Source organism: Streptomyces sp. GD-15H, assembly GCF_045291515.1.
GTDB lineage: Bacteria > Actinomycetota > Actinomycetes > Streptomycetales > Streptomycetaceae > Streptomyces.
The window spans coordinates 2,282,065-2,294,029 of sequence record NZ_CP149447.1 but is presented as its reverse complement, the minus strand read 5'-3'; the positions used below and the strand labels follow the sequence as shown (position 1 = coordinate 2,294,029).

Here is an 11,965-nt window from a genome sequence, read left to right as displayed (position 1 = left end):
GCCGCCCGCACCGGACTGCCCGTGGCCGTGCTGCTGTCCGACGCGCCTGCCGGGCCGGCCCGGCACCCGCTGACCGTCCGGATCGGCACCGACGGCACCGTGCACTTCGGCGGTACGGAACTGACGGAACGCCAGGCCGGTTGGCTGGCCGAGCACTTCGCGCAGTACCTGGACGGCGTCGCGGCCGAACCGCGGTGCCCGCTGGGCAGCGTCCCGCTGCTGACCTCCCGGGAACGCGAACTGGTGCTCCGGCGCTGGAACGACACCGCCGAGGACTACCCGCGCGAGTGCACCGTGAGCCGTCTCATCGGCGACATCGCCTGCGCCGCCCCGGCCGTCACCGCCGTACGCTTCGAGGACCGCGCCCTGACCTACGCGGAACTGGACGCCGCGGCCGACCGGCTGGCCCGGCACCTGGCCGGACTGGGCGCCGGCCCCGGCACTCTCGTCGGTGTCCTGCTGGAGCGCTCGACGGAACTGGTGGTCAGCCTGCTCGCCGTGCTGCGCAGCGGCGCCGCCTACGTGCCGATCGATCCCATCTACCCGTCCGCCCGCATCGGTCACATGCTGGCGGACTCCGGGGCGGGGCTGGTCCTCACCGACGAGTCTCTCCGAAGCACTCTCGCCGGCTTCCCGGTCACCCCCGTCCCGGTGCAGGAAGTCCTCGCCGCAGGCACGCCCCTGGCCGGCGGGGCCGAGCCGTTCGACCGGTCCGAACCCGACGCGCCCGCCTACGTCATCTACACCTCCGGCTCCACCGGACTGCCCAAGGGCGTCCAGGTCGGGCACCGGGCGCTGGTCAACTTCCTGTGGACCATGGCCCGCACCCCCGGCTTCGGTTCCACGGACTCCCTGCTCGCGCTCACCACCGTGTGCTTCGACATCGCCGGACTGGAGTTGTTCCTGCCGTTGGTGCGCGGCGGCACCGTGGAGGTGCTGCCGGCCGCCGTCGCCGCCGACGGATTCGCCCTGCGCGAGAGCGTCGAACGGTCCGCGCCCACCGTTCTGCAGGCCACCCCGACCGCCTGGCAGATGCTGCTGACCGCCGGCTGGCGGGGCGACCCCGCCCTGCGCGCGCTGTGCGGCGGCGAGCCGCTTCCCGAGGCCCTCGCCGACCGGCTCGCCCCGCTCGTCGGCGCCCTGTACAACATGTACGGACCCACCGAGACGACCATCTGGTCCACCGTCGACCGGGTGCGTGTCGGCGAGCCGGTCACCATCGGCCGTCCCATCGGCAACACCCGGTGCCACGTTCTCGACGAGCGCGGTGTCCCGGTCCCGCCCGGAGTCCCCGGCGAGCTGTACCTGTCCGGCGACGGCGTCGCCGACGGCTACCTCGGCCGGCGGGAGCTGACCGCGGAACGCTTCGTGGCCGCCCCCCGGGACGGCACCGGCCGGGCCTACCGCACCGGTGACCTGGTGCGGTACCTGCCCGACGGCCGCTTGGAGTACCTGGAGCGCATCGACGGGCAGGTCAAGCTCAACGGGTACCGCATCGAACTCGGCGAGGTGGAGTCCGCGCTGCGGCGCGCCGAAGGCGTCGCGGCCGCCGTCGCCGTCGTCCGCGAGGACCGGCCGGGGGAACGCCGTCTGGTCGCCTACGTCACCGGCGCCGACGCCCCGCTCCCGGACGAACTGCGCACCGCCCTGCGCGAGGTCCTGCCCGCCTACATGGTCCCGGTCGCCGTCGTCGCCCTGCCGGAACTGCCCCTCACCCCGAACGGCAAGGTGGACCGCAAGGCGCTGCCCCGGCCGGGCGGCACCCGCGTGGCGGGCGCCGAAACGGCCGTGCGCACCGACCTGGAACGCCGGATCGCCGACATCTGGTGCGAGGTGCTCGGCCTCGAAGGGGTCGGCGCCGAGGACAACTTCTTCGACGCGGGTGGCGACTCACTGCGCCTGACCTCCGTGGTCGCCGCTCTCCGGGAGCGGATCGGCCTGCAGGTCACCCGCCTCGACATGTTCGGCCATCCCACCGTCCGGGCCATGGCCGCACACGTCTCCGACGACACCGGGACCGCCGCACGTCGGCCCCGGCGGTCCCGGGACGTCCAGGCACTCACGCGCCGACGCGACCGGAGGCAGCGCCAGGCATGACCGACCACCGCACCACACCGACCACACACACCGCACCGTCGCATTCGACTGGTCCCACAGGGGGTTCCGTGTCCCGCTGCACCGTCTGCTCACTCAAGTCCGACCATCCGGGAGTGGTCCTCGACGACCAGGGGGTGTGCAACATGTGCACCCTCGACTTCGCGACCGATCTGCTCGACAACTACCGATACACCAGCGACACGTTCACCCAGTTCCAGCAGGCGGCGGCAGCCCCCGGCGAGTACGACTGCCTGTTCATGTACAGCGGCGGCAAGGACAGCACGTACATGCTGGACAAGTTCGTCAACGAGTACGGCAAGCGGGTGCTGGCCTACACCTTCGACGTCCCCTTCGAGAGCGTGCACGCCGCGCAGAACATCGCCCTGGCCCGCGAGAAGATACCGGCCACCTTCGTGCTGGACTCCGACGACGACAACATCAAGACGATGATGCGGGAGGTGTTCAACCGCCCCGCGCCCCGCAAGCCCGCCAAGTACCTCGACGAGAAGCTGCCCTGCATCTCCTGCCGCAGCTTCTTCATGCTGCGCGCGATCCTGCTGGCCTACCGGCAGAAGATCCCCTACATCGCGCTGTGCGCGGACCCGCAGCAGATCCTCACCATGGAGTCCAACGCCCGGGAGATCGTGCGGGACTTCTACAAGACCTTCGGCGAGCGGCTCACCGACACCCTCTTCGGAGGCCAGCTGGAGGAACTGCTCTTCGACGACGACGAGAACCTGCCGAAGATCGTCTTCCCGTTCATCGCGACGCGCCACGACTACGACCCGGACCGCATCGTCGAGGAACTGCGCGCCAAGGGCCTCTACGAGTCCTCACCGCTGGAGACGCACTGCACGCTGTTCCCGCTGCTGAACTACTACTCGTTCAAGAACTTCGACTGCATGTTCTACAAGCTGAACGCGTCCAGTCACGCCCGGTCGGTGGCGCGCAACGCCTCGTTCGACCGCAACACCTTCAGCATCAAGTTCCCGCGCTCGCTCGACATCGAGGGCGTGGAGGAGCGGCTCGGCAAGGTGGTCATGGCGATCGCCGCCGGGGAGGGGGACCGCGACGAGCACGAACGCACCCTCGTCGACGTGTTCCAGAGCATGGACGCCACCGAGGAAGCCGCCCGGTTCGTCGCACAGAGCTTCCTCGACATGCGCACCGTCGCCGCCGATCTCGGCATCCGGCTCGCCTGAGACACCACCAGCAACAGGAGAACCACCATGACCCCTTCCGATTCCGACGTCGCCATTGTCGGCATGGCCTGCCGGTTTCCGGGCGCGAACTCCGTCGAGCAGTTCTGGGACGTGCTCGGCGAGGGCCGCGAGACCCTGACCCGCTACACCGACGAGGAACTGCTCGCGGCCGGCGTGCCCGCCGAGCGGCTGGCCGACTCCCGCTATGTCAAGGCCGCCCAGACCATCGACGGCATCGACCGGTTCGACGCGGAGCTGTTCCAGGTCACCCACGACGAGGCGGAGATCCTCGACCCGCAGCACCGTGTCCTGCTGGAGTGCGCCCTCGAGGCCCTGCAGCGGGCCGGCGACGACCCCGAGCGCACCGACGGACACGTCGGTGTCTACGCCAGCGCCGGCTTCAACACCTACCTGCTGGACAACCTCGGCGAGCGGTACCGGGCCGGGTCCTCCGTGGACAAGTACCGGCTGATGCTCGCCAACGACAAGGACTTCCTGGCCACCCGGGTGTCCTACAAGCTCGACCTGCGCGGCCCCAGCATGAGCGTCAACACGGCCTGCTCCACCTCCCTGGTCGCCGTGCACACCGCGTGCCTCGCCCTGCTCGGCGGGGAGTGCGACGTGGCCCTGGCCGGCGCCGTGCATCTCGCCCCGTCGCACCAGGGGTACCAGTACCAGGACGGCATGATCTTCTCCCCCGACGGCCACTGCCGCGCCTTCGACGCCGAGGCCCGTGGCACCGTGATCGGCAGCGGTGCCGGTGTCGTCGTCCTCAAGCGGCTGAGCGACGCGCTCGCCGACGGCGACTGGATCCACGCCGTCGTCAAGGGCTCCGCCGTCAACAACGACGGCTCCGGCAAGACGGGTTACACCGCGCCCAGTATCGCCGGGCAGGCCGAGGTCATCGCCGACGCCCAGGAGGTCGCCGACGTGGCCCCCGAGACCATCGGCTACGTCGAGGCGCACGGCACCGGCACCCCGCTCGGCGACCCGATCGAGGTCGCCGCGCTCACCGAGGCGTTCCGGCAGGGTGGCACCGACCGCACCGGGTACTGCGCGCTCGGCTCGGTGAAGACCAACATCGGCCACCTCGACACCGCGGCCGGCATGGCGGGCCTGATCAAGGCCGCACTCATGCTGGAACACCGCCGGCTGGTGCCGAGCCTGCACTTCACCCGGCCCAACCCCGAGATCGACTTCGCCGAAACCCCCTTCTACGTCAACACCGAGGCCACCGAGTGGAAGGCCGAGGGGGAGGGCCCGCTGCGGGCCGGCGTCAGCTCCTTCGGCATCGGCGGCACCAACGCCCACGTCATCCTCGAGCAGCCGCCCGCCCGCGCCGGGGCCGACGCCGAGGAAACCCCCGAGCTGCTGGTGCTCTCCGCCCGCTCCAAGGAGTCCCTGCGGCAGAGCGCCGGCACGCTCGCCCGTCACCTCAGGGCCCACCCCGGCCTGGACCTTTCCGCCGTCGCCCAGACCCTCGGCCTCGGCCGCCGCGCACACACCCACCGGCTCGCCCTGGTCGCCAGGAGCACCCGCCAGGCCGCGATGGCCCTCGCGCTCGGCGACGAGGAGAACACCCGGCGGGGCGTCACTGCGCCCGGACAGTCCGGTGCCGTACTGGTCCTGACCGGCACCGGCGCCGACGCGGCGGACACGGCGGAACTCCACCGCGCGGTGCCCGCCTACCGGGACGCCGCCGACGCCTGCGCCGCCGCCCTCGGCCGCGCCGGCCGGACGGAGGAACTGCTCGCCGGCGACGACCCGCACGGGGTCTTCACCCACGAGTACGCCCTGGCCACCGCCCTCACCACCTGGGGCGTCACCCCGGCCGGCCTCGCCGCGACCGGCACCGGTCTGGCCGTCGCGGCGGCCCTCGCCGGCGCCCTTCCGCTCGACGCCGCCCTCGCCCTCGCCACCGGCACCGCGCCGGCCCGTGCCGAGGAGCCCCGGCTGCCCGTCCTGAACCCGGGCACCGGCCGCTGGATGACCGAGGACGAGGGCCGCACCCCGGCCACCTGGACCGACCGGGGCACTCTCGACGGCATCGACGCGCTGCTCGCGGACACCGGCGGCTTCGCCCTCCCGCTCGCCCCGCAGGACGGCGGGGCGGCCGGCCACGCCCACCTGCTGACCCTCGCCGCCGAGGCGTGGACGAGGGGTGCCGACCTCGACCTCGCCGCCGTCCACGACGGCCGGGACATCCACCGCGTACCGCTGCCCGCCCAGCCCTTCGAGCGGCGCCGCCACTGGGTGGAGTCCGGTGGCCACACCCTCGCGGCCCGTACCGGCCCGGACGGGGACCGACTGCTGGACCGGTTCGTCGCGGACGACCCCCGGCACAACGTCGGGCTCATCACCGACTACTTCATCGAGGAGATCGGCAAGATTCTCGGCGGACGCGACCGCGTCACCCTCGACACCAGCCTCTTCGACCTGGGCCTGGACTCCCTGGTCCTGATCGAGGTCGTCGCCAAGCTCGGCGAACAACTGGACTTCGAGGTCCCGGCCACGGCCTTCGTCGAGTTCCCCACCATCCGTACCTTCGTCGACAACCTCGCCGAGCTGATGGGCCTCGCCCCGGCCACCGGCACCGCGACCGCCGCCCCGGCCCGTGTTTCCCGGCGCGCCCAGCGGGCCGCCACCCGCGACACGGACAGCGCCTGACCCCGGCGGCCCGGACGTCCCCGCCGGACGTCCGGGCCGCCCCGGCCGACCACCTCACCCGGCCGGGGCCGGCCGCGGCCCCGGCGGGCCCGCCCCGCGGCGGCGAACCACCGGCCCGTGGCGGCCGATCGAAGACCTGAGAGAGAGCAACTGTGGACGACAAGCGCAAGCTGCTGCTGAGCCTGCTGGCCGACCGGGACTCCGGGCCCGCCCCGGCCGGCGACGGCGTGGCGATCGTCGGCGTCTCCGGCCGCTACCCGATGGCCGGCACCGTCGGCGAGCTGTGGGAGAACCTCCGGGCGGGCCGTCACTGCATCCGCGAGGTGCCCGGCGACCGCTGGGACGCCGAGCGGCACTACGACCCCGCCGGGACGCACGGCAGCTACAGCAAGTGGGCCGGATTCATCGACGACGTCGACAAGTTCGACCCGCTCTTCTTTCAGATCTCACCCGCCGACGCCGAGGCCATGGACCCGCAGGAGCGGCTCTTCCTGCAGACCGTCGCCGCCGTCCTGGACGACGCCGGCCACCCGGCCGCCCGCCTCGCCGCACGCGGACCGGTCGGCGTCTTCGTCGGCGTCATGAACAACAACTACGAATGGATGGGTGGTGAGGCCACCGCGCACGGCGTGCGCACCGACGCCCACTCCAACCACTGGTCGATCGCCAACCGTGCTTCCTACACCTTCGACTTCACCGGACCCAGCCTCGCCGTCGACACCGCCTGCTCCGCCTCGCTCACCGCCATCCACCTGGCCTGCGAGAGCATCCGGTCGGGGGAGTGCCAGGCCGCCGTCGCCGGCGGGGTCAACCTGATCCTGCACCCCATGCACCTGCGCATGCTGGCGGACCGCGGGATGATCTCCCACGACGACCGACTGAAGAGTTTCGGCGCCGGCGCCGACGGCTTCGTGGACGGCGAGGGCGTGGGCGCCGTCCTGCTGCGGCCCCTCGCCGCGGCCGTCGCCGACGGGGACCGCATCCTCGGTGTCATCCGCGGCTCCGCCATCAACGCCGGTGGCAAGACCGGCGGTTACACCGTGCCCAGCGCCGCCGCACAGACCGAGGTGATCCGGGCAGCGCTCCAGCGCGCCCGGGTCGACGCGGCCACCGTCGGCTACGTGGAGGCCCACGGCACCGGCACCCCGCTCGGCGACCCCATCGAGATCGCCGGCCTCACCGAGGCGTTCGGCGGCCGGACCGACGCCGCCCGACGTACCGAGCGGCCGACCGTGGCGGTCGGCTCCGTGAAGTCCAACATCGGGCACCTGGAGTCCGCGGCCGGCATCGCCGGCCTGACCAAGGTGCTGCTCCAACTGCGCCACCGCACGCTGGCCCCGTCCCTGAACTCCACCCGCCGCAACCCCGACATCGACTTCACCACCACGCCCTTCGAGGTCCAGCAGGCCCTCGAGCCCTGGGAGCCCCTGCGGCAGGACACCCCGCTGCGCGCACTCGTCAGCTCCTTCGGCGGAGGCGGTGCCAACGCCTGCCTCCTGGTGGAGGAGTACCGGCCGGCCGCCACCGAACCCGCGCCCGTGCCGCCCGCCGACGAGCAGCTGCTGGTGCTCTCCGCCAAGAGCGAGGACCGGCTGCGGGCCTACGCCGCGGACCTGGCCGCCTTCCTGCACCGCGCCGCCGCGCCCGACGCGGAAACGGCGTCGCCGGCCGCCGCGCAGCGCCTGTGCCTGGACCTCGCCGCGCGGACGATCGGTGTGCCCACCGAGTACCTCGACCTCGGCACGGACCTGACGGAGTGCGGGTTCACCCTCGCCGACCGCGTCCGCTACCACGAGCTGCTCGCCGCCGAACTGGACGGCGAACTGCCCGCCGCCCTCGCCTCGGCACCGACCATCGGCGCGATCGCCGACGCGGTGGCGGCCGTACGGCCGCCGGAGCCCGGCGTCGCGCACGCGCCCGACGCGCCGCGACTTGCCGACATCGCACACACCCTCCAGGTGGGCCGCAGCGCTTACGAGTTCCGCCTCGCTCTGCCCGCCCGCCGGCTGTCCGAGGCGGCCGCCCTGCTGCAGGCGTACGCCGACGGCGAGGCCGACGCGCGGATCACCACCGGCCGCGCCACCCGCACCCGGGTGGTCCCCACCCAAGCCGAGGCGGATGCCCTCGAACAGGCCCTGACCCGGCGGGACCTGACGGCCGTCGCCGAGCAGTGGGTCGCGGGCGTCGACGTCGACTGGTCCCGCGTCACTCCCGCGGCGGCCCGCCGCATCGAGCTGCCCACCTACCCGTTCGCCCGCAAGCGCTACTGGATACCCGAACCGCCCGCTCCCCAGGACGAGTCCGCGCACGGCCCCGCCGTGGACGTCCCCGACTTCTACCGCCCGCTGTGGATACGCGAGACCGCGCCCACCGTCACCGAGGCGCCGCGAGCCGGCCGCGTCGTCGCCCTGGTGACCGCCGCCTCACGATGGCTCGGAGAGGCGGTCGCGGCCCGCGCCCCGCAGGCCCGCGTCGAACTGGTCGCCCTCGACGAACTGCCCCCGGACGCCTGGGGGAAGGCCACCGAGGGCGCCGACCTGGTGCTCCACCTCGGCGGTGTGGGCGCCGCCGTCCCCGACGGCACCGGGCTGGAACAGGCGCACGAGCACCTGCGGCACGGCCCGCTGTCCCTGTTCCGCCTGGTGCGCACCCTCGCCGCCACCCGTCTCGTCGTGGTCACCAGCGACGTGCATCCCGTCGCGGGCAGCACGGTCGCCAACCCGTTCTCCGCAGGGCTGCACGGACTGCTCCAGGTGGTGGCCAAGGAACGGCCCGACCTGCGCGTCAGCGCCCTCGACCTCGCTACCGCCGACCTCACCGGCGAGGGGACCACCGATGCCCTGGTGGACGCCGTACTGACCGCTCCCGCCGACGCCTCCGGCCGCACCGTCGCCCTGCGCGGCGGGATCCGCTACGTCCGCCGCCTCGGCCGGGTCGCCCTGCCCGAACCCAGCCCCGTCTTCCGCGACCGGGGCGTCTACCTCCTCGTCGGCGGCACCGGGGGCATCGCCCAGGAACTCAGCCGCCACCTCGCCCGGTGCCACCACGCCCGCCTGGTGTGGTTCAGTCGCGGCGAGCTGGGACCGGAGCAGCGCGCCACCGCCGAGGAGATCCGCGCCCTCGGCGGCGACGTCATCCACGTCCGCGGCGACGCCTGCTCCGTCGCCGACCTGTCCGCCGCCGTCGCCGAGGCACACCATCGGTTCGGGGCCCTGCACGGCGTCGTGCACGCCGCCATGGTCTTCGACAACCACCAGCTGGCCGACCTGGACGAGGCCGCCTTCACCGCCGCCACCCAGGTCAAGACCGTCGGCGCCGCCACTCTCGCCGCAGCTGTCGCCGGCCGGCCGCTGGACTTCCTGGCCTACTTCTCCTCAGCCGGATCCTTCGGCAGCTTCGCCGGCAACGGCGCCTACATCTGTGCCTCGGCCACCGAGGACGCCTACGCACTGTTCCTGCGCGACCGGTTGCCCCACCCCGTCGTCGTCGTCAACCAGGGCTACTGGGGCAGGGTCGGCTCGGGCGCCCAGCCCGGCCTCGCCGAGATCTTCGGCGGACTCGGCATCAGCGACTTCGCCCCCGCCGAGGGCATCGCCGCCGTACGACGGATCCTCGGCAGCGGACTGCCCCAGGTCATGCCGATCCGCGCCGGACGCCGCGCCCTGGAGGCCATGGGCCACGACCCGGCGCTGGACGGCGTACTGGCGGCCGACGGCCACCCGGCCACCCTCGCCGGCGCCGCCGCGCACCTGGCGGCCGGGCCGGGCCCGGACCCCGCCGCCCGGCGCGTCGTCGCCGGCTACGAGGAGCTCGAGGCCGTCTCCGCGCCCATGCTGCTCGGCGTCTACCAGCGCATGGGCGTCCTGCGGCGCTCCGGCGAACAGCACGGCGCCGACGCGCTGCGCGGCCGTCTCGGCATTCTCGACCGGTTCGCCCGCCTGCACGAGGCCCTGCTCAACATCCTCGTCGGCGCCGGGTACCTCACCCGCGACGGCGACCGGATCACCACCACCCCCGCGGTCGACGCCGTGGACCAGGCCGAGGCGGCCGGACGCTGGGAGGCGGAGTTCGACCGGATCGCCGCCGAACACCCCGACATCGAGCCGACCGTCACCCTCAACCGCCTCTTCCTCGACGCCTACCCGCGCATCCTGCGCGGCGAGGTGGGCGCCACCGAGATCATGTTCCCCGGCTCCTCGATGAAGCTGGTGCAGAACTTCTACAAGGGCAACCCGCTCACCGACTCCTTCAACCTCCTCGTCCACGACACCGTCCGTCACTTCCTCGACGCACGGCTGCCCCGACTCCCCGAGGACCGCCGCATCGAGGTGGTCGAGCTCGGCGCCGGCACCGGCGCCACCAGCGAACGCGTGCTGCCCGCCCTGGCGCGGCACCCCGGCCGGGTCGGCTACACCTTCACCGACATCTCGCCCCGCTTCCTCGAGCACGGCCGCGAGCGCTTCGCCGAGCAGTACCCCTTCACCCGCTTCCAGGTGCTCAACCTCGAACGCGGCCTCGGCGACCAGGGCTTCACCCCGGCCACCGCCGACCTGGTGCTCGCCACCAACGTCGTCCACGCCACCAGCGACCTGCGGGCCACCCTGCGCAAGGCCAAGGCACTGCTGCGCCCCGGCGGCTGGCTGGTGCTCAACGAACTGACCTCCGTACGGCCGCTGCTCACCATCGGCGGCGGCGTCCTGGAGGGCTGGTGGGCGTTCGGGGACGACGAACTGCGCCTGCCCGACTCACCGCTCGCCTCGCCCGAGGGCTGGACCCGGCTGCTGCACGAGGAGGGCTACACCACGGTCACCGCACTCGGCGCCGGCGACCCGGAGCTGGGACAGACCGTCCTGGTCGCCGAGAGCGACGGCGTCGTGCTCGGCGCGATGCCGGCCACCCGCCCGACGCCGTCCACCGTGACCACTCCGGCGGGCCCCGCCGCGCCGAGCACCCCCGCCACCCCGGCCCCCGTGCCCGCCCCGGCCGCCGGCAGCGCCGACCGGATCGGTGAGCGACTGCGGGAACTCGTCGAGCACGTGCTGAAGCTGGACGAGCGGATCGACGCCGACCGGCCGCTGGCCGACTACGGTTTCGACTCGCTCAGCGGTATGAAGATCGTCGCCGCCGTGGACGAGACGTTCGGTGTCGCCGTGCCGCTCGGCGACTTCTTCGAACGCCCGACCCTGCGCGAACTGACCACCCACCTCACCGCCAACTGGCTGGCCGAAGCGGACACCGCCGAGCCCGCCCCCGAAGACGCCGTTTTGGCACCGGCCCCGGGGGCCACGGTCGCCGCCGAGCGCGTCCTGCGCCCCCGGACCGACGCGGAGCAGACCACCCACCCGCTCTCCGAGGGCCAGCGCGCTCTGTGGGTGATCGAGCAGATCGCCCCCGGCACCTACGCCTACAACCTGCCCCTCGCCCTGTGGCTCGACCGCGACCTGGACGTCCTCGCCCTGCGCACCGTCCTGCAGGACCTGGTCGACCGGCACGACGCACTGCGCGCCACCGTCCGCGCCGGCGACGACGGCACGCCCTACGCCCGCGTGGCGGTCGAACCCGAACTTCCCTTCCAGCAGGTCTTCCTGACCTCCGTCGCCGACGACGAGCTGCGCGAGCGGATGCGCGCCGACCTGCGCCGCCCCTTCGACCTGGCCGAGGGGCCCCTGGTGCGGGCCACGCTCTACACCCTCGGCGACGGCCGCAACGCCCTGCTCCTGACCTTCCACCACCTGGTCTTCGACGGCGTCTCCATCGCTCTGCTGCTGCGCGAACTCGAACGCGGCTACCGCACGGTCCGCGCCGGCGGGCCGCTGCCGCAGGAGCGCCCCGCCCGCCGGTACGCCGACTTCGCCGCCTGGCAGCGCGAGCTGCTCGCCGGCGACGAGGGCGCACGGCTGCGCGCGTACTGGACCGAACGGCTGCGCGGGCACCGCACGGAAGTGCCGCTGCCGCTGGACCGGCCCCGCCCGGCCGTGCCCGGCCACCGCGGGGCCAGC

The 11,965-nt window shown here is 73.3% G+C and carries 3 protein-coding genes and 1 pseudogene; all 4 read left to right on the top strand.

What is annotated here, in order from left to right; translation table 11 throughout:
* The first annotated feature begins 21 nt into the window (after positions 1–21).
* Positions 22–2,097, top strand: coding sequence for a non-ribosomal peptide synthetase (locus WJ438_RS10870; RefSeq protein ID WP_406729649.1), 2,076 nt, complete (start codon positions 22–24; stop codon positions 2,095–2,097).
* A 68-nt stretch (positions 2,098–2,165) separates the two neighbouring features.
* Entirely contained in the window at positions 2,166–3,299 is a 1,134-nt protein-coding gene (locus WJ438_RS10865) for an OzmP (RefSeq protein ID WP_406725046.1), read from the top strand.
* Between the two features lie 27 nt (positions 3,300–3,326).
* Complete coding sequence (locus WJ438_RS10860) at positions 3,327–5,966, top strand: type I polyketide synthase (RefSeq protein ID WP_406725045.1); 2,640 nt, start codon at positions 3,327–3,329, stop codon at positions 5,964–5,966.
* Between the two features lie 260 nt (positions 5,967–6,226).
* A pseudogene (locus tag WJ438_RS10855) lies at positions 6,227–11,887 on the top strand (SDR family NAD(P)-dependent oxidoreductase); the annotation flags it as partial.
* Positions 11,888–11,965 lie beyond the last annotated feature (78 nt).